Source organism: Vibrio salinus (genome assembly GCF_021272385.1).
Taxonomy (GTDB): domain Bacteria; phylum Pseudomonadota; class Gammaproteobacteria; order Enterobacterales; family Vibrionaceae; genus Vibrio; species Vibrio salinus.
In genome coordinates this window covers 206368-226185 of sequence record NZ_JAJSDZ010000007.1, presented here as the reverse complement: position 1 = coordinate 226185, position 19818 = coordinate 206368, and the positions used below count along the sequence as shown (strand labels likewise).

At 43.1% G+C, this 19818-nt stretch carries 18 protein-coding genes; 11 read left to right on the top strand and 7 right to left on the bottom strand.

What is annotated here, in order from left to right; all coding sequences use genetic code 11:
- The first annotated feature begins 206 nt into the window (after nt 1-206).
- The 3 genes from glyQ to LRQ06_RS06860 all read left to right on the top strand — a co-directional run bounded on the left by glyQ (nt 207) and on the right by LRQ06_RS06860 (nt 4677).
- Nucleotides 207-1127, top strand: coding sequence for a glycine--tRNA ligase subunit alpha (glyQ, locus tag LRQ06_RS06870; RefSeq protein WP_232765665.1), 921 nt, complete (start codon nt 207-209; stop codon nt 1125-1127).
- 11 nt (nt 1128-1138) lie between these two features.
- Entirely contained in the window at nt 1139-3205 is a 2067-nt protein-coding gene (gene glyS / locus LRQ06_RS06865) for a glycine--tRNA ligase subunit beta (RefSeq protein WP_232765664.1), read from the top strand.
- A gap of 218 nt (nt 3206-3423) precedes the next feature.
- Nucleotides 3424-4677: a valine--pyruvate transaminase gene (locus LRQ06_RS06860; protein WP_232765663.1), complete on the top strand. Its 1254-nt coding sequence runs from the start codon at nt 3424-3426 to the stop codon at nt 4675-4677.
- Nucleotides 4678-4735: 58 nt separating this feature from the next.
- Here LRQ06_RS06860 and LRQ06_RS06855 read toward each other — a convergent pair whose 3' ends face one another.
- Nucleotides 4736-5176, bottom strand: a complete 441-nt coding sequence (locus LRQ06_RS06855) for an Hsp20 family protein (RefSeq protein WP_232765662.1) — start codon at nt 5174-5176, stop codon at nt 4736-4738.
- Between the two features lie 288 nt (nt 5177-5464).
- Between LRQ06_RS06855 and LRQ06_RS06850 the strand changes: the two genes are divergently transcribed.
- Nucleotides 5465-6313: a helix-turn-helix domain-containing protein gene (locus LRQ06_RS06850; protein ID WP_232765661.1), complete on the top strand. Its 849-nt coding sequence runs from the start codon at nt 5465-5467 to the stop codon at nt 6311-6313.
- Between the two features lie 18 nt (nt 6314-6331).
- On the opposite strand, the gene LRQ06_RS06845 is transcribed toward LRQ06_RS06850, so the two are convergent.
- The 6 genes from LRQ06_RS06845 to dnaA all read right to left on the bottom strand — a co-directional run bounded on the left by LRQ06_RS06845 (nt 6332) and on the right by dnaA (nt 14582).
- Nucleotides 6332-7447 carry a succinylglutamate desuccinylase/aspartoacylase family protein gene (locus tag LRQ06_RS06845; protein ID WP_232765660.1) on the bottom strand — a complete coding sequence of 372 codons (1116 nt, stop codon included), beginning with the start codon at nt 7445-7447 and terminating at the stop codon, nt 6332-6334.
- A 61-nt stretch (nt 7448-7508) separates the two neighbouring features.
- Complete coding sequence (locus LRQ06_RS06840; RefSeq protein WP_232765659.1) at nt 7509-8282, bottom strand: transporter substrate-binding domain-containing protein; 774 nt, start codon at nt 8280-8282, stop codon at nt 7509-7511.
- A 218-nt stretch (nt 8283-8500) separates the two neighbouring features.
- Nucleotides 8501-10918, bottom strand: coding sequence for a DNA topoisomerase (ATP-hydrolyzing) subunit B (gene gyrB / locus LRQ06_RS06835; RefSeq protein ID WP_232765658.1), 2418 nt, complete (start codon nt 10916-10918; stop codon nt 8501-8503).
- An 18-nt stretch (nt 10919-10936) separates the two neighbouring features.
- On the bottom strand, nt 10937-12016 hold the full coding sequence (gene recF / locus LRQ06_RS06830) for a DNA replication/repair protein RecF (protein WP_232765657.1): 1080 nt from the start codon (nt 12014-12016) through the stop codon (nt 10937-10939).
- A gap of 1 nt (nt 12017) precedes the next feature.
- Nucleotides 12018-13118, bottom strand: a complete 1101-nt coding sequence (gene dnaN, locus LRQ06_RS06825; RefSeq protein WP_232765656.1) for a DNA polymerase III subunit beta — start codon at nt 13116-13118, stop codon at nt 12018-12020.
- Nucleotides 13119-13175: 57 nt separating this feature from the next.
- Nucleotides 13176-14582, bottom strand: a complete 1407-nt coding sequence (dnaA, locus tag LRQ06_RS06820; RefSeq protein WP_232765655.1) for a chromosomal replication initiator protein DnaA — start codon at nt 14580-14582, stop codon at nt 13176-13178.
- Between the two features lie 306 nt (nt 14583-14888).
- Between dnaA and LRQ06_RS06815 the strand changes: the two genes are divergently transcribed.
- From LRQ06_RS06815 to yidC, 7 genes are all read left to right on the top strand, one after another.
- Nucleotides 14889-15638 carry an amino acid ABC transporter substrate-binding protein gene (locus LRQ06_RS06815; protein WP_232765654.1) on the top strand — a complete coding sequence of 250 codons (750 nt, stop codon included), beginning with the start codon at nt 14889-14891 and terminating at the stop codon, nt 15636-15638.
- A gap of 90 nt (nt 15639-15728) precedes the next feature.
- Nucleotides 15729-16400 carry an amino acid ABC transporter permease gene (locus LRQ06_RS06810; RefSeq protein WP_232765653.1) on the top strand — a complete coding sequence of 224 codons (672 nt, stop codon included), beginning with the start codon at nt 15729-15731 and terminating at the stop codon, nt 16398-16400.
- Nucleotides 16397-17137 (top strand): amino acid ABC transporter ATP-binding protein, encoded by a 741-nt coding sequence (locus tag LRQ06_RS06805; RefSeq protein ID WP_232765652.1) that lies wholly within the window; start codon nt 16397-16399, stop codon nt 17135-17137. Before LRQ06_RS06810 ends, LRQ06_RS06805 begins: the two co-directional genes overlap by 4 nt.
- A gap of 236 nt (nt 17138-17373) precedes the next feature.
- Nucleotides 17374-17508, top strand: a complete 135-nt coding sequence (gene rpmH, locus LRQ06_RS06800) for a 50S ribosomal protein L34 (RefSeq protein WP_005378825.1) — start codon at nt 17374-17376, stop codon at nt 17506-17508.
- A 46-nt stretch (nt 17509-17554) separates the two neighbouring features.
- Complete coding sequence (rnpA, locus tag LRQ06_RS06795) at nt 17555-17878, top strand: ribonuclease P protein component (RefSeq protein ID WP_232765651.1); 324 nt, start codon at nt 17555-17557, stop codon at nt 17876-17878.
- The gene (gene yidD, locus LRQ06_RS06790) at nt 17845-18102 is read left to right on the top strand and encodes a membrane protein insertion efficiency factor YidD (RefSeq protein WP_232765650.1); all 258 of its coding nucleotides are present in this window, start codon (nt 17845-17847) and stop codon (nt 18100-18102) included. The genes rnpA and yidD overlap by 34 nt, the downstream gene beginning before the upstream one ends.
- Before the next feature lie 2 nt (nt 18103-18104).
- Entirely contained in the window at nt 18105-19742 is a 1638-nt protein-coding gene (gene yidC, locus LRQ06_RS06785; protein WP_232765649.1) for a membrane protein insertase YidC, read from the top strand.
- Nucleotides 19743-19818 lie beyond the last annotated feature (76 nt).

Here is a 19818-nt window from a genome sequence, read left to right as displayed (position 1 = left end):
TCTGGCCGGTTATTCTCAAGTAAAAAATCGTGACTAACGAAGCTCATTTAAACAAAAAATGCCTGATTATGAGGCATCTTGTTTATTAACAGAAAATTTATATCCTCTAATAAAACACGATTTCCACTACTCGACAGGTCAATATATCGGTATACTTCATTGTTATTTTAATTCATTCATTACAAAAGAATCGCGCGAACCCGACTATGCAAAAATACGATATAAAAACCTTTCAGGGTATGATCCTCGCGCTGCAGGATTATTGGGCCCAACAGGGGTGTACGATTGTTCAACCATTGGATATGGAAGTGGGTGCGGGTACTTCTCACCCGATGACCTGTTTGCGAGCGCTTGGCCCGGAGCCAATGGCAACCGCTTATGTCCAGCCATCAAGACGCCCTACCGATGGCCGTTATGGTGAAAACCCTAACCGTCTGCAACATTATTATCAATTTCAGGTTGTGATTAAGCCGTCGCCCGACAATATTCAGGAACTGTACCTGGGTTCATTAAAAGTCCTTGGTATTGATCCGACGGTTCATGATATCCGCTTCGTAGAAGATAACTGGGAAAACCCGACATTGGGTGCCTGGGGACTGGGCTGGGAAGTCTGGTTAAACGGAATGGAAGTCACTCAGTTTACTTATTTCCAACAGGTCGGCGGACTGGAATGCAAACCGGTAACCGGCGAAATCACCTATGGTATTGAACGTCTGGCCATGTACATTCAGGGCGTGGATTCCGTCTACGATCTGATCTGGACGGACGGCCCGCTAGGCAAAGTCACCTATGGCGATATCTACCATCAAAACGAAGTGGAACAGTCGGCTTATAACTTTGAGCATGCGGATGTCGATTTCTTATTTGGCTTTTTCGATCAGTGTGAAAAAGAGTGTCAGCATTTACTGGGACTGGAAAAACCCCTTCCTCTGCCCGCTTATGAACGTATTTTAAAAGCGGCGCATGCCTTTAACTTACTGGATGCCCGCAAAGCCATTTCGGTAACGGAAAGGCAGCGTTATATTTTGCGTATCCGGGATCTGACAAAATCCGTTGCTGAAGCTTACTACGCATCTCGTGAAGCGCTGGGCTTCCCAATGTGCAAAAAGCAAGACAAACAGGCATAAGGGGAAGAATCATGGCTAAAGAATTTTTAATTGAGTTGGGAACAGAAGAACTGCCACCAACACAACTTCGGACACTTGCGGAAGCTTTCGCAGGTAACTTTGAAAAAGAACTCAACTCGGCAGAGCTTTCTCATGCTGGTGTAAAATGGTACGCCACACCACGTCGTCTGGCTCTGAAAGTGGCTGAATTAGCCGAATGCCAGCAAGACAAAATTGTTGAAAAGCGTGGACCGGCCATTTCGGTTGCCTTTGATGAACAGGGAAATCCGACGAAAGCAGCTCAGGGCTGGGCCCGTGGTAATGGTATAACTGTTGATCAGGCTGAGCGGCTGGTAACGGACAAAGGTGAATGGTTACTTTACAAACATGAAGTGAAAGGTCAACCGGTTCAGAACATCATTATCGATCTGGCAGCAAAAGCACTGGCCAATTTACCGATAGCAAAACCCATGCGCTGGGGTGACAAAGAAACTCAGTTTATCCGTCCGGTAAAAACCTTAACCGTATTACTGGATAACGACCTCATTGAAGGCGAGATTCTTGGTGTGCCTTCCGGCCGGACAATTCGTGGTCACCGGTTTATGGGTGAAGCCGAATTTGAAATCAACGCTGCGGATGAATATCCGGCAATTTTAGAACGCCGTGGTAAAGTCATTGCCGATTATGAAACCCGTAAAGCCACCATTATCGCTGATTCCCAGAAAGCAGCTCAAAATGTCGGTGGAAACGCCGATTTAGACGATGATTTGGTCGAAGAAGTGACCTCTTTGGTTGAATGGCCGGTCGTTCTTACCGCAAAATTTGAAGAGAAATTTTTAGAAGTCCCTTCAGAAGCACTGGTTTATACCATGAAGGGGGATCAGAAATACTTCCCTATTTATGACGATAATAACCAGCTTCTGCCAAACTTTATTTTTGTTTCTAACATCGAGTCTAAAGAACCACGCCATGTCATCGAAGGGAATGAAAAAGTAGTACGCCCACGTCTTGCCGATGCGGAGTTCTTCTTTAACACCGACCGTAAAAGCCCGCTAATCGATCGGCTTCCTCTTCTTGAAAATGCAGTTTTTCAGAAACAACTTGGTACCATTAAAGATAAAACGGACCGGATTACGGAACTGGCTGCTTATATCGCGGATCAAATCGGTGCAGATGCTGAAAAATCCAAACGGGCAGCATTACTGGCCAAATGCGATCTGATGACTAACATGGTTTTTGAGTTCACAGAAACTCAGGGTGTTATGGGTATGCATTATGCCCGACATGACGGAGAAGACGATGCCGTTGCCAATGCGCTGTACGAGCAATATATGCCACGTTTTGCTGGTGATAATCTACCGGGGAATGGCGTTTCCTCTGCATTAGCAATGGCAGATAAGTTAGACACCATCGTAGGTATCTTTGGTATTGGCCAGGCACCTAAAGGTTCTGACCCGTTTGCTCTGCGCCGCGCTTCTCTGGGTGTACTACGCATTATTGTTGAATACGGCTATCACCTGGATTTGATCGATCTGGTGGCAAAAGCAAAATCTCTGTTTGGTAGTAAACTGACCAACAGCAACGTTGCAAATGATGTTATCGACTTCATGCTCGGCCGCTTCCGGGCCTGGTATCAGGACGAAGGTTTCAGCATTGATATCATTCAGGCAGTACTTGCCCGTCATCCAACCAAACCAACGGATTTTGACCAACGGGTAAAAGCCGTTTCTCATTTCCGGGGGCTTGATGAAGCGGAAGCGCTGGCCGCCGCGAATAAGCGTGTCGGTAATATTCTGGCAAAATTTGACGGTGAGCTGTCATCACAAGTCGATTTATCCCTGCTTCAGGAAACTCAGGAAAAAACCTTAGCGGAAGAAGTTGAAGTAATGACAGAAGTACTGGAACCCGCTTTTGCTACCGGCAATTACCAGGAAGCCTTGAGTAAACTGGCTTCTTTACGTCAACCGGTCGACGATTTCTTTGATAATGTGATGGTAATGGCTGATGATGAAGCCCTTAAGAAAAACCGCCTGACATTGCTTAATAATCTGAGAAATCTATTTCTGGAAATCGCTGATATTTCTTTATTACAGAAATAATATCGTTTCTAAAATAATAATCCCCCAGATAAACCCAGCTTTCCCGCTGGGTTTTTTTATAAAAAATAATCAGCAAATTCAACACAATCTTCAAAAAGAGAGAATTAATGCTTTTCTAACCAAAAACATTCATGTATGTTTTTATTTTGCTTGTTTTTGCGAAAAATTCCCCTTTATTTATTTTAAATTAAGAAAAATTACTTTTTAGGTAACCCGTAATGCAGTTCTCTTCTTTTGGTGATAAATTTAACCGTTACTCGGGTATAACCCAGTTAATGGATGACTTAAATGATGGTCTAAGAACACCAGGAGCTATTATGCTGGGCGGAGGCAATCCAGCCGCAATTCCAGAGATGCTCCAGTATTTTGAACGAGCGAGCCAGGAACTCCTCACCAGTGGAGAACTGGTTGCTGCCATAGCGAACTATGACGGGCCTCAGGGTAAGGATGCTTTTTTGCGAGCGCTGGCCACCCTGTTCAGGGAAACGTATGGCTGGAATATCACAGAGAAAAATATCAGCCTGACCAATGGCAGTCAGAGTGGTTTCTTTTATCTGTTCAATTTACTGGCCGGAAAACAGGCAGATGGAACTCATAAAAAAATACTTCTGCCACTGGCCCCGGAATACATCGGATATGCAGACTCCGGCATCAACGATGATATTTTTGTCTCCTTTAAGCCAGAAATAGAACTGCTGGATAACCGTCAATTCAAATATCATGTTGATTTCAGTCAGTTAAAGATAGACGAATCGATTGCTGCTATCTGTGCTTCCCGCCCAACCAATCCGACAGGAAATGTTCTGACCAGTGAAGAAATTCGCCACTTGGATCAAATTGCCCGGGAAAACCAGATTCCGCTTATCATCGATAATGCTTACGGACTACCGTTTCCAAATATTATCTTTAGTGATGAAAAACCATTTTGGAATGAAAATACCATCCTGTGTATGAGCTTATCTAAAATAGGTCTGCCAGGCGTTCGCTGTGGCATTGTCATTGCCAGTGAGGAAGTGACTACTGCTTTGAGTAATCTGAATGGCATCATCAGTCTGGCACCAGGGAGCATCGGCCCGGCCTATGCCAATTACATGATAAAAAGCGGCGATCTGCTTAAACTGAGCGAAGAAGTCGTTAAACCATTTTACTACCGGAAAGCCAAACAAGCTGTGGCATGGCTACAGGAAGCAATACCTGATACCCGCTTTCGAATTCATAAACCGGAAGGTGCCATTTTTTTATGGCTTTGGTTTAATGAATTACCCATAACATCTCAGGAACTCTACCAGAGACTGAAATTGCGTGGCGTTCTGGTCATCCCGGGAGAATACTTTTTCTTTGGTCAGAAAGATCAAAACTGGGCGCACACCAGACAGTGTATCCGAATGAACTACGTTCAGGATGATGAGTCGATGAAGAAAGGCATCGCCATTATTGCTGAAGAAGTTGCCAGAGCCTATGCCGGTCTATAAACATTAAAAAGAGCGCCGGTTGAGCGCTCTTCACTACTTTATAACAAAGCGTTGCCTGTTATTGTTTTCCTTCCAGCAAGCCTTTTGTATTAATCGCAATTTTACGGGGTTGCATGGCTTCCGGAATTTCTCTTTCCAAATCCACGTGAAGCAAACCATTCTCCATTTCGGCACCAACCACTTTTACGTAATCAGCCAGCTGAAATTTACGTTCAAAATCACGCTCCGCAATACCCTGATAAATATAGGTTCGACTTTCTTCCGGTTTGCGTTCTCCTCGAACAATCAACGTATTTTCCTGCTGAGTAATGTCGATGTCTTTATCAGCAAAACCGGCGACGGCCATGGTAATACGATATTCATTGTCGGTTTTTTGCTCGATGTTATAAGGAGGATAACCCGCTGAATTATTTTTAGCCGTTGCGGTTTCCATCATATTGAAAAGACGATCAAAACCAATAGCGTTGCGATATAAAGGAGTGAAATCTACAGTTCTCATAATACTATCCTATTTAATTAAGCAATAGTGGAATGGTGTTCATTCACCAGGACATGAACCCATCCGGTTGTTTCTCAGAAACCCACTCACCTCTTCAGAGCGAAAGCGGCCATTTCCACCAGAGGCCCTTACGGCATCCTCTTCAATTACTTATATCGGGGCATAAAAATTCGTTTCAAGCATTTCTTTAAAATTTTTTCCAACTCTTATTCCGGCAGATACCATTTGATCTTTGGACAGGAATACCAATAGACTGCCTGTATACAAGTGGTTATCGGGTGAAGCCGAATGAAAAACAATCCTATTCCAGACAATCTGAAACTATTGTGCAGCTACGCCGGAAACATAACAGAATGCAGCCGAAAAATCGGTATCAACAGGCAGCAATTTACCAAATATTTAAGTGGGAAAAGCGTTCCTTCATTAAAAAATCTGCACAAAATCTGCAATTTTTTCGGAATAGAAAGTGATGAATTGATTCTTGACCCGGAACAGTTTCGTCAATTAATTTCACCGAAAACACATATTAAAAAACCAGACCAGAGCTTTAGTGAATCCACCTTAGGTGAACGCCACGCGAAACTACTCGAAAAAATGATGAACCATTCCAAACCAGAACTCGAAAAGTATTTGGGCGATTATTATTATTACTACATGACACCTTCCTACGACGGCCATATTTGCAAAGGGTTTGCAAGACTATCGCAAAAAGACGGGATTGGTTATTCGCATTTTTATGAACGAGCCAAACCAGAGCAGGCCATGCTGGACAATGCCGAGATAGGAAAATTTGTCGGGCTGGTTTTTGTTCTGGGCGAACGAATTCAAATTATTGATTATGGCGTTCATTGCCAGAGAGCACTGTCCCATACCATTCTTTATGGCGCCGCAAAAAACCAATTCGACTGGCTGTCCGGAATCACACTGGGAATACAGGGAAGAAACTCCCGCATCCCCTTTTCCTCCAGAGTGGTATTTGAAAGGCTTAATCAGAACGCTTCACTCAAAAATAAACTAAAAGATATTGGTTTATTTTCTGCCGATAGTGATGCCATTTCGCCAGCCATTGTTCGTCGTCTGAAAACCCCCTCAGATATTCAGAATCCTGACATATTTACGGCATGTGAAAATTTCTAAGCCTTTATTTATCAGTTATTATGGTGCGAGTAAGTAACCACTTCTTATTTTTTTAGATCCGGAAATGTGAGCGATCAACATTCCGGCTGTGGCCATTCTCCTGTTCGTGCGGGAAAATACAATGCCAGGCTGGGTTGCCCGTATTACCTCAATTTTATCTTCAATCGGATCAATAATTTCAGCAACAACCTGATTGGCAGCAACCTTTTCCCCGGGAAGGACATGTAGCACAACCATCCCTCCCATAGAACTGGTTAACGGCTCAACGGCATCTAAGTCCCCCGATACCGCCGACTCGACCGGAATGGGTGGTATATCTACATTGACCGCACCCTGATGGCCAAGGAAGTTCAAAATCGCCAGTGCATCATCATCGGCATATTGATGACAAACATCGGCCTGACCTTTTAATTCAAGGGTTGCGGCACAGCAGTTAAATGGCACCTTATCCCGACCAAAATGATCCTGAAGCCGCTTCCAGGTCATATCAAAACAGGAATCAAACGGACTTCCTCCGGTATCGTCGGCCAGCATATTCACCGGAGAACGGAGATAACGAGCCAGTGGTTCTATTTTCGGCCAGGAATAATGCGTACTATAGATATGGGTGATAGCTTCAAAGTCGCAGTGTAAATCAAGTATCACGTTGGCATCACAACAAAACGTCTGTAAGATTTTCTGCAAAGACTGAAGCTCGGTTTTCACAGGCATGTCATCCAAAGTATCCCGCAAAGCCTGTTTTATTTTTATCCGGTTTAACTCCGTATCGTCATCTAATACCGGCTCCAGTTTTTCAATAAGACGATCCATTGAAACCATGTAGCCACGATTGAAGTTTTGTCCGGTTTCCATATCGTAACGACCAAGGTGAACGTCCATAAGATGCTGATTTTGCCCAATAGGATTTGCCACAGGAACCAGTATAATTTCTCCTCGGATCCGGTTTTCGGCTTCCAAACGCATTAGTATCTGTTTTAGCTTCCATACCACCAGCATCCCCGGAAGCTCATCGGCATGGAGTGAGGACTGAATGTAAACTTTGGGTTCAGCTCCGGAGTGACCAAAATGAAAACTGTGTATCACCCGTTCGGTACCGGGTACCGGGGAAATCAAAGGTGTTTTTTTATGTTCCATGTCTATCTCTGTAAAAAAGGCAGCGGAAACCGGATCGTTAATCCGGCTTCTCCAATTTGAACTATTTTTTATAAAGGTTCAGATCACCAAAATATTTACGCTGAATACGGTCATACGTTCCGTCGGCATGAATTTTTCTTAACCCTTCATTAATCAGAGCCTGCATTTCTCTGTCACCTTTACGAATCGCAATCGCCGTATCAGCCGGCAATAATTTATCTTCTACCTTGGTATTTACGAACTGATGATGTTTTCCACCATCAATAAAATCAAACTGAGCCTGAAGCATATCCTGAAACGAGGCATCGATCCGGCCATTCATCAAATCAGCGTAAACCTGATCCTGATCCTGATACGTCTGGACCTGAACACCATGCGCTTCAAAACGCTGACGCACATAATTCTCCTGCATTGTTCCCTGCTGAACACCTACAACTTTCCCTTTTAACGAATCTTTCGTTGGCTTAAGTTTTAAGTCCGAACGACTTAACATTGACGAAAAACCAGACCACACCAGATCAGAGAAATCGACTTCTTTTTTTCGCTTTTCCGTAATCCCGAGAGAAGAGAAAATAGCGTCAATTTTATTCACCTTTAAGCTGGGAAAAAGTCCATCGAAGCTGGTTGGATGCCATTCACATTTTTTATTTACTTCTGCACAAATGGCGTCGCCCAACTCAATTTCAAACCCGGCAAGAGTGCCATCTGGCTTTTTATATTCAAATGGTGGGTACGTTGCGTCCACACCAAAGCGAATCGTATCCGGTTGTGCCCACAACGAGGCAGAACTGACAAGTGTTGATAAAAAAATAAGTCCTTTAAAGAATTTTTTCATTATTTGCTTCCATGAGTTTTTAGAATTAAAAAGAAAAGAATCATAACTCTACAACAGGCACAAAAATGAAGTCCATACACCGGCGTAATATCACCGAAGCATTCTGATGCAGAGTTGCGTCAACTTGCGTCACACTGTCTGTCCGATACGGCTTCGGGCAACAAAAAAGCCACTCTAACGAGTGGCCTTCATCATAAGATACCAAAAAATAAAGAGAACTATACGTCCAGGTTGGCGACTCGTAACGCATTCTCTTCAATAAAGGCCCGGCGAGGTTCAACCTGATCCCCCATCAATGTGGTAAACAATTCATCAGCACCAACCGCATCTTCAATCGTTACCTGCATCATGCGGCGAGTTTCCGGATCCATGGTGGTTTCCCATAACTGTTCAGGGTTCATTTCACCCAACCCTTTGTACCGCTGTGTTGACAAGCCTCGACGAGACTCTTTAATCAGCCAGTTTACCGCTTCCACAAACGTTTTAATTGGCTGAGTGCGCTCTCCCCGTTTAATATAAGCGCCTTCTTCAATCAAGCCGTCCAGCTCTTCATAAAGAGCCGCCAGCTGGCCGTATTCTTTAGAATTAAAGAAATCCACGCTAAGCAGATATTCATGAGAGACACCATGAGTACGCACTTTAATCCGGGGAACATACAGTTGATGCTCTTCATTAAACTCAACAGAGTAATCGTACTGACTTGCTCCGACTTCTTTGGCATTGAGCTGGTCAACCAAACGTTTGGTCCATGCCGCTACGTCAGATTCCTGTGTACCTTCTTCACGAGAAATTCTTGGAATATAAATTAACTCATTCATCAGAGTATGAGGATAGCGACGACTCATACGCTCGATCAGTTTAACCCCGGAGTTGTAATGCTGAATCAAGGTTTCCAGTGCCAGCCCGGCTGTTGCAGGAGCCGTTGGGTTAACGTGAAGCGATGCATTATCCAGAGCAATAGAAATCTGATACTGAGTCATGGCTTCTTCATCTTTAATATATTGCTCCTGCTTACCTTTTTTCACTTTATACAGTGGAGGCTGAGCAATATAAACATAGCCACGCTCAATGAGCTCTGGCATTTGACGATAGAAGAACGTCAGAAGCAAAGTACGAATGTGAGAACCATCGACATCCGCATCCGTCATGATAATAATATTATGATAACGCAATTTGTCCGGATTGTACTCATCACGACCAATACCACATCCTAATGCAGTGATAAGCGTCGCCACTTCCTGAGAAGACAGCATTTTATCAAAACGGGCTTTTTCAACGTTCAGAATTTTACCTTTAAGCGGAAGAATCGCCTGATTTTTACGGTTACGGCCCTGTTTTGCTGAACCACCAGCAGAGTCCCCTTCCACAATATACAGTTCGGAAACAGCCGGATCTTTTTCCTGACAATCCGCCAGCTTACCCGGTAAACCAGCAAGATCCAAAGCCCCTTTACGGCGGGTCATTTCACGAGCTTTACGAGCAGCATCGCGGGCTCGGGCTGCGTCAATAATTTTCGTGCATACCGTTTTCGCTTCTACCGGATGTTCAACAAGAAAATCGGATAACTTCTCACCCATGGCCGATTCAACAGCCGATTTAACTTCAGAGGAAACCAACTTATCTTTTGTCTGGCTGGAAAACTTGGGATCCGGAACCTTAACAGAAACCACGGCAGTCAATCCTTCACGGGCATCGTCGCCAGAAGTCGCCGTTTTCGCTTTTTTGGAATACCCTTCTTTATCCATATAGGTATTTAGTGTCCGGGTCAGTGCAGCACGGAAACCAGCTAAGTGTGTACCCCCATCGCGCTGAGGTATGTTATTGGTAAAACAGTAAATGTTTTCCTGGAATCCATCATTCCACTGCATGGCAACTTCAACAGAAATACCATCTTCACGTTCAACGTTAAAGTGAAAAACTTTATCATGAATCGGTGTTTTATTACGGTTCAGATGAGTAACAAACGCGCTGATACCACCTTCATACATATAATGAGCCTGTTTGTCTTTTTCACGCTCATCGATCAGATTAATCGAAACACCGGAATTAAGGAAAGACAACTCTCTCAGACGTTTTGCCAGAATTTCATATTCAAATTCTGTATTCGTAAACGTTTCATTACTTGGCCAGAAACGAATGGATGTTCCGGTTTTAGATGTTTCGCCAACAACCGCAAGAGGCGCTTCAGGAACACCATGCCGATAAGTCTGTGTATGCACAGAACCATTACGGCTGATCGTTAATACCACTTTCTCCGACAGTGCATTTACCACGGAAATACCAACGCCGTGTAGCCCACCGGAAACTTTGTAAGAGTTATCATCAAACTTACCACCGGCATGAAGAACGGTCATAATCACTTCTGCAGCAGAAACCTGTTCCTCTTCGTGCAGCTCAGTTGGAATACCTCGACCATCATCCTGTACGGAAACAGAATTATCTTCGTGTATTGTCACAATGATATCTTTACAGTAACCCGCTAATGCTTCATCTATCGAGTTATCCACCACCTCAAATACCATGTGATGCAAACCGGTTCCATCATCAGTGTCACCTATGTACATTCCTGGACGCTTACGTACGGCGTCAAGCCCCTTCAGTACTTTAATACTCGATGAATCGTAATTATTCGACATGAGTTACTCTCTCAATATTTATCCTTGCTCAACTGCGCCATGTTCCACATGGAACAATTTACTGTCAGATCCACGCATATCGCTAATCTGACCTTCAGTAATAGAGCTTACAAAAACTTGTGCGCCAGTTTCTTTTAAACAAACAGCCAGTCTTTTCCGACGAGCACTATCTAACTCAGATGCAAAGTCGTCTATCAGATAAATGCACTGCTTCCCCGTTAACGAAGTTAAATGTTGCCCCTGGGCGACACGCAGTGCGCAGACCATCAATTTAAGCTGACCTCGGGATAGAACATCCTCAACAGGAGTGCTATTCACTTTTATTCTTAAATCGGCCTTATTAGGACCACTAAAGGTGTACCCTAAAGCACAATCTCTATCAAAACTTCTTTCCAGAAGCGTTTGATAATCGGTTTCTTTTTCCCAACCACGATAATACTTTAACGTAATATCAAACTCGGGTAAAAAGTTACTGCAAATTGGTTTTGCTACCTGTGTTAACTGCGTAATATAATCACCCCGCCAGTGATCAATCAGTTCAGCCAGCACACTTAATTCTTTGTCCCAGAAGCTCAGCTCCCGGTACGTTGTTGCGGTTTTTAATAACGCATTGCGTTGTTTATTCAAACGACGAAAACGCATCCATACATCATAAAACTGGGGCTCTGTATGGAAGACTCCCCAATCAATAAAAGCCCGCCTTTGTTTCGGTCCGTCGGTTAGCAGTTCAAAACCGTCAGGGTGAATTAACTGCAAAGGCATAACCTGTGCAAGTTGGGCGAGTTTCTGTCCTGACTGACCGCCTATTTTAACCTCTGTTGACCCATCACGCTGCTTATTAATGCCGATGGGTACTTCAAATTGGTCCGAGTTCAAAAATTTGCCATGAACAAACAGCTCCGGCGCTTCATTTTGTATCACCCGTCCCGTGACAGAACTACGAAATGACCGCCCATGCCCCAGCATATAAACGGCTTCAAGAACGCTGGTTTTACCACTCCCATTCGGTCCGATAAGAAAGTTAAAGCCTGATGATAATGACATATCACAGGCTTTAATATTTCTAAACTGATGAACCATGAGGCGAGATAAAGGCATACTAAAGACGTATCGGCATCACCACGTACATAGCACTGTCATCATCCACATTTTCAATCAATGCACTGGCATTAGGATCTGACATTGTGATTCTTACTTTTTCACAACGTAATGTGTTCAATACATCCAATACGTAGCTAACATTAAAACCTATTTCTATCGCTGCGCCTTCAAATTCGACGTCCAGAATTTCTTCTGCTTCTTCCTGCTCAGGGTTATTCGCCGTGATGCGCATTTCCTGCCCATCAATATTTAAACGAACACCACGAAATTTTTCATTCGATAAAATCGCCGCACGCGTAAAAGCCTGACGTAGTATATCACATTCAGAAACCAAGGTTTTATTTGTATTCTGAGGTAAAACCCGACGATAGTCCGGGAATCGGCCATCAATCAGTTTTGACGTAAAAACAAACTGATTGACCTGTGCCCGTATGTTTGAACTTCCGATTTCAAGAGTCACCTGTTCATCAGGCTGATCCAGCAATTTAACCAGCTCCAGAATCCCTTTACGGGGAACGATTATCTGATTATTTTCCAAAGCCTGAGGCAAACTGGCCTGACTTACAGCCATCCGGTGACCGTCAGTCGCTACTGCCCTGAGAATCGTATCATCAATATCAAAAAGCATCCCATTCAGAAAATAACGTACATCTTGATTTGCCATTGAAAATTGCGTTTTTTCGATAAGAGACTTCAGCTCAGACTGAGGAAGAGACAAAGAAACATCACTTTGCCAGTCTTCGATATTAGGAAAGTCGCTCGCCGGCAGTGTTGCCAGTGAAAACCGACTTCTTCCTGACAACATCTGCAAACGATCATTTTCCAGTAACACTGAAATTTCAGCATCATCAGGAAGGCCACGACAGATATCCAGGAATTTTCTGGCAGGAACCGTCACACTACCCGGTTCAATATCACCATCCAGTTCAATTTGAGCAATAAGCTCAACTTCTAGATCCGTAGCAGTAACAGACAATACCTGATTTTCAACATTAAGCAGTAAATTCCCAAGAATGGGTAACGTTGCGCGACCACCAATCGTACCGGATACCTGCTGCAATGGTTTAATAAAATGACTTCTTGCAATTGTAAATTTCATATTGAGGTCTTATTGCTACCTAAGTTAATCATTCGTTCAGATCGATAATACGGTTTCTTACGAAGAGAGTGTCCGAATCAGGTTGGAATAATCCTCTTTTATATCGTGACTTTCTTCTCTTAACTGCTCTATTTTACGGCAGGCATGCAACACAGTCGTGTGGTCCCGACCTCCAAAAGCATCTCCAATTTCAGGCAAACTGTGGTTTGTCAGTTCTTTTGCTAACGCCATCGCTAACTGACGAGGCCGGGCAACCGAACGGGAACGACGCTTTGACAATAAGTCTGCCACCTTAATTTTATAGTATTCCGCTACCGTTTTTTGAATATTATCGATAGTAACCAGCTTTTCCTGTAATGCCAACAAATCCCGCAACGCTTCGCGAACAAAATCAATCGTGATAGGACGTCCGGTAAAATTCGCATTAGCGATAACCCGGTTCAAAGCACCTTCGAGCTCCCGGACATTGGAGCGTAAACGCTTCGCAATAAAAAAAGCCACTTCATCTGCCAGATGAATCTGATGATCTTCTGCTTTTTTCATCAGAATAGCGACCCGGGTTTCAAGCTCAGGTGGTTCAATCGCCACCGTTAATCCCCAACCGAAACGAGATTTTAAACGATCTTCTACCCCGCTGATTTCTTTTGGATAGCGATCCGACGTAAGAATGATCTGCTGGTTACCTTCTAACAAAGCATTAAACGTATGGAAAAACTCTTCCTGCGAACGCTCTTTATTAGCAAAAAACTGAATATCATCGATCAACAAGGCATCAACACTGCGGTAATAGCGTTTAAATTCTTCAATCGCATTATTTTGCAATGCTTTAACCATATCCTGAACAAAACGTTCAGAATGCATATAAACCACTTTCGCATTAGGATTATTGTCAACAATGGCGTTACCTACTGCGTGCAGAAGGTGCGTTTTACCTAACCCCGTACCACCATAAACAAAAAGAGGGTTATAAGCGGCACCCGGATTATCAGAAACCTGTTTTGCCGCAGCCAGTCCTAACTGATTCGATTTACCTTCAACAAAGTTATCAAACTTATGCTTCGGATTCACATTTGAGCGATAGTTAATAGAAACAGGCGCAGAATCATCATCCCATGTCTTATTTACCGGTTTTCGGGCCTGTAATTGGGCGGGCGCAGACGATTCGGCCGCAACATCAGCCCGAGTTCTGACCGGTTCTGGTTTCGGAGCTGACGCAACAGGGCGGCTTCCTACTTCAAAACGCAAATTTGGAATGTCGTTACCACAATGCTCTTTTAATAAACGATTTATATTATGCAGATATTTATCTCTGACCCAATCTAATACAAAACGATTAGGAGCAAACAAAGTGAGAGTATTGTCATTGAGTTCCGATTGAAGAGGTCTAACCCACATACTGAATTCTGTTGCAGGTAGCTCTTCTTGAAGCTGTTGCAAACATTGCAACCAAAGCGAAGATGACACGTATCCCCCACTCTAAGTAAATGATCATTAAAGAAGGTCGATTTTACCTGTTGATAACTAAGATCGCCAGCAATAGATCCTAGTTATATTCACATTGATCCGGGTTATTCACATTTTTTTTGCCTTTTTTACGCTGGTTATCACATTTCGATCATAATTTACCCACAAAGTTCTCCACATATCCAATGATCATGCAAAGTTATCCCCAGACGCATATTTATTAGTTATGACCCATAACCGATAGTTATTTATCCTTATTGATAAATTCAATATAAAATAATTCCCTGTTCTAGTATGGAGAAAAACATGAATAAATGGTTAAAAGTAGCGGTTGCGGTATTAGCATTTACCACAATGAGTATTCAGGCAGCTACAGAAATAAAAGTCGGCATGTCTGGCCGTTATTTTCCTTTTACTTTTGTAAAGCAAGATAAACTACAAGGCTTTGAAGTCGATATCTGGAATGAAATTGGTAAAAGAAACCATTACAAGGTGGAATTCGTTACCTCAAATTTTGCTGGATTATTTGGGCTACTGGAAACCGGCCGTATTGATACCATTTCAAATCAAATTACGATCACCGATGCCCGCAAAGCAAAATATCTGTTCTCTGATCCTTATGTTATCGACGGAGCCCAGCTAGCTGTCCGTAAAGGCAACAACAGCATTCACTCTCTTGCTGATCTGAAAGGAAAATCTGTTGCGGTTAATTTAGGTTCAAACTTTGAACAGTTACTACGTAAATACGATACAAACAACGAAATAAATATCAAAACTTACGACTCAAGTTTTGAACAGGATGTTGCTCTTGGCAGAGTTGATGCTTTCGTTATGGATCGTCTGTCTATTCTTGAGGTTATCAATAAATCGGGATTGCCACTGCAGCTTGCTGGTAAACCATTTGAAACCATTGAAAATGCATGGCCTTTCCTGAACAATGAAAGAGGTAAGGAATTGCGCGATCAAACCAATAAAGCGCTGGCTTCAATGAAACTGGATGGCTCGCTTTCTAAAATTTCCATAAAGTGGTTTGGTACTGACATTACGAAAAAGTAATCGACATTCTAATACAGATAAATAAACCCACTGTCTTTTGTCGATAGTGGGTTTTCTCATTATTAAATAATCTCAACAACCGGGTACGTTATGAGTTTTGATTTCGAATACATGCTTTCATTAATGCCGATTTTGTTTAAATATCTCAGCACAACAATGGAGCTTGCCTGCTGGGGGATGGTTTTTTCAGTTATTCTATCGGTCATTCTGGCAAATATACGGATATTTAAAATTCCCGTACTCAACCAGCTTTGCCAATTGTATATCAGCTTCTTTCGCGGCACTCCGCTACTGGTTCAGCTGTTTCTGCTTTACTACGGATTACCTCAGATTTTTCCTGTACTTATCGGGCTCAATGCCTTCAGTGCAACGATTCTCGGCCTGACACTTCACTTTGCTGCGTATATGGCAGAGACAATAAGAGCAGCCATCATCAGCGTCGACAGAAGCCAGATGGAAGCCAGTCTCTCTGTTGGAATGACAACGGGGCAGGCGATGAGACGAATTATTCTTCCTCAGGCCAGCCGTATCGCTTTACCATCCCTGATGAACTACTTCATCGACATGATTAAATCAACGTCACTGGCTTTCACCCTTGGGGTGGCAGAAATCATGGCAAAAGCTCAGATGGAAGCATCTTCAACATTTAAATTTTTCGAATCTTTTCTCGCGGTTGCTCTTATTTACTGGGGATTAGTGGTCATCCTGACGCACATACAGACCTGGGCTGAAACCAAACTCAATAAGGCGTATTCACGATGATTAAAATTGAAAACATTCATAAGCGCTTTGGTAACGCTGAAATTCTGAAAGGCATCAACTTAGACATAAAACCGGGAGAAATTATCGTTATCATTGGCTCAAGTGGTACCGGTAAGTCAACACTACTGCGCTGTATCAACTACCTGGAAAAAGCCGACAAAGGCATCGTCTCAATTGGCGATATTTCCGTAGACAGCGAATCACCGGCAAAATCTGAAATCTTATCTTTACGGCGAAAAACCGGCTTTGTTTTCCAGAATTATGCCTTATTTTCGCATCTGACCGCCAAGCAAAACATTGCTGAAGGGCTGATTACCGTTCAGGGCAGAAAGAAAGAAGACGCTTACCAACAGGCACAAACGATTTTAGACAACATTGGTCTTGGGGATAAAGCCGATCAATACCCTGCCTCTCTCTCTGGCGGACAACAGCAGAGAATTGGAATTGGCAGAGCCATGGCACTAAAACCTGAGCTGCTCCTGTTTGATGAACCTACGTCAGCACTGGATCCGGAGTGGGTTAGCGAAGTCCTGACGTTAATGAAGAAACTGGCCAAGGATCATCAGACCATGCTGGTGGTCACCCATGAAATGCAGTTTGCCAGAGAAGTGGCAGACCGGGTGATCTTCATGGCGGAAGGAAACATCGTCGAACAGGGTCCTCCACAAGATATCTTCAATAATCCACAGGATATCAGACTGAAAAAATTTTTAAATCAGGTTGGGATCGAACAATGATCCTTGAGAATTTACTGGCAGCGCGTATAATCCATCGACCGGATTTGGTTGCTTTGTGTCAGTGAATTACCACTGAGCATTACCATGGTAATCATTGACACTCACCCTGTCTCTGATTACAATTCCGCCTCTTTGTTGAGAGGCGTCGGAATGTGCTTCTTTATATAATAGAGAACACCAAACCCACGCCGGGTTTAAATTGAACCTAGAAACTACTGATCAGTAAGGTAAATACAATGAAACGCACTTTTCAACCTACAGTTCTAAAGCGCAAACGCACACACGGTTTCCGTGCTCGTATGGCGACAAAGAACGGTCGTAAAGTTATTAATGCACGTCGTGCAAAAGGCCGTGCGCGTCTTTCAAAATAATCGATAGTTTATTTTGAATAAGCACGCTTTTAATCGGGGGTTACGTTTGCTAACTCCCGAGCATTATCAACATGTATTCCAGCAAGCTCACAGTGCTGGCTCCCCTCATTTTACCATCATTGCCAGAAATAATGCCCTATCTCATCCAAGACTGGGATTAGCCGTTCCTAAAAAGCAAATTAAGACTGCCGTTGGCCGTAATCGTTTTAAACGGTTGGCACGTGAAAGTTTTCGCCTTAAACAGCACCAGCTTCCAAGTAAAGACTTTGTCGTAATTGCGAAAAAAAGTGCTCAGGAACTCAGCAATGAAGAAATGTTTAAATTGTTTGATAAGTTATGGCTGCGCCTATCTCGCCCCTATCGTGGTTAGCCATCGGAGTGGTTTATCTCTATCGATGGATAATTAGTCCACTTATTGGACCACGATGTCGTTTTACTCCAACCTGTTCACAATACGCCATAGAAGCGTTAAAAGTTCACGGTTTTGTAAAAGGATCTTGGTTAACAGGCAAACGTCTATTAAAATGCCATCCTCTAAATGAGGGAGGGTATGACCCCGTTCCACCAAACCAAAAACAAGACAGAGATAAATAACGATGGATTCTCAACGTAATATCCTGTTAATCGCTTTGGCTCTGGTCTCTTTCTTACTATTCCAAAAGTGGCAAGTAGCGAAGAATCCAGCACCAGAGGCGGTTGAACAGGCTCAAACCAGTAACTCAGCACCGGCTTCTACTAATTCGGTACAAGAGTTAGCAAGCCCTGTTGTCGCTCAGCAGGAAGCGGGCAAATTAATTACAGTCAAAACAGACGTATTAACCTTAAAAATTAATACCGTTGGTGGTGATGTTGTATCAGCCAATCTGAATAAATACGATGCAACCCTTAACTCACATAGCCCATTTACATTGCTTACAGATACCTCCGACCACCAGTTTATCGCACAAAGTGGCTTAATTGGTCCTCAGGGTATTGACCGCAGTAACGGTCGTCCGACGTACTCTGTTACCAAAAGTGAATTTGATTTAGCAAATGGTCAAAATGAACTGAAAGTTCCTCTGACTTATCAGAAAGATGGCATTACCTATACAAAAACGTTTATTTTTAAACGCAGTAGTTATGCAGTGAATCTTGATTACACTGTGGACAATAAATCAGGTCAAAATGCTCAGGTTGGTATGTATGCCCACCTTCGTCAAAGCTTAGTTGAATCAAAAAGCCATTTAGCCATGCCAACCTACCACGGCGGTGCTTACTCAACAGAAGATACTCGCTATAAAAAATTCAGCTTTAGTGATATGCAAGAGCATAACCTGCACAAAACTCTGGCGAACGGACAGGGTTGGGCTGCGATGATTCAACACTACTTTGCCGTAGCGTGGATTCCCCGCAGTGCACCAGATACAAAATTGTTCTCCCGTGTAATAGGTAATGTAGGCGATATTGGTATTCAGGAACCAAACAAAACCATCGCAAATGGCCAGACAGCCAAGTTCAATGCAACACTTTGGGTAGGACCTAAACTGCAGTCTCAGATGGCGGCAACAGCACCAAATCTTGATCTTGTTGTTGATTATGGCTGGTTGTGGTTCATTGCGAAACCACTACATATGCTTCTGTCATTTATTCAAACGTTTGTCGGAAACTGGGGTGTTGCCATTATCTGTCTGACATTCCTTGTTCGTGGTGCTATGTATCCACTGACAAAAGCACAATACACATCAATGGCTAAAATGCGCATGCTTCAGCCTAAAATTCAGGCAATGAAAGAACGTATTGGCGATGACCGTCAGCGCATGAGTCAGGAAATGATGGCTCTGTACAAAGAAGAAAAAGTGAATCCTCTTGGTGGCTGTTTCCCTATCGTATTACAGATGCCAATCTTCATTTCTCTGTACTGGGCACTAATGGAATCCGTAGAACTGCGTCATTCACCATTCTTCGGATGGATTCATGACTTGTCTGCTCAGGATCCTTATTACATTCTTCCTATCTGTATGGGTATCAGTATGTTTATGATTCAGAAAATGAGTCCGACAACAGTCACTGATCCAATGCAACAGAAGATCATGATGTTTATGCCTCTGGCATTCAGTGTATTCTTCCTGTTCTTCCCATCCGGTTTGGTTCTTTACTATTTCGTATCGAATATTGTAACACTGGTTCAGCAGACTCTGATTTATAAGTCTCTGGAGAAAAAAGGGTTACACTCCTCGAAGAAATCCAAAAGTTGACCATAAATTATTTGAATGAAAGGCGACCGGATGGTCGCCTTTTTCTTTTTCATTGCTACAATGTCGCTAAAACTTA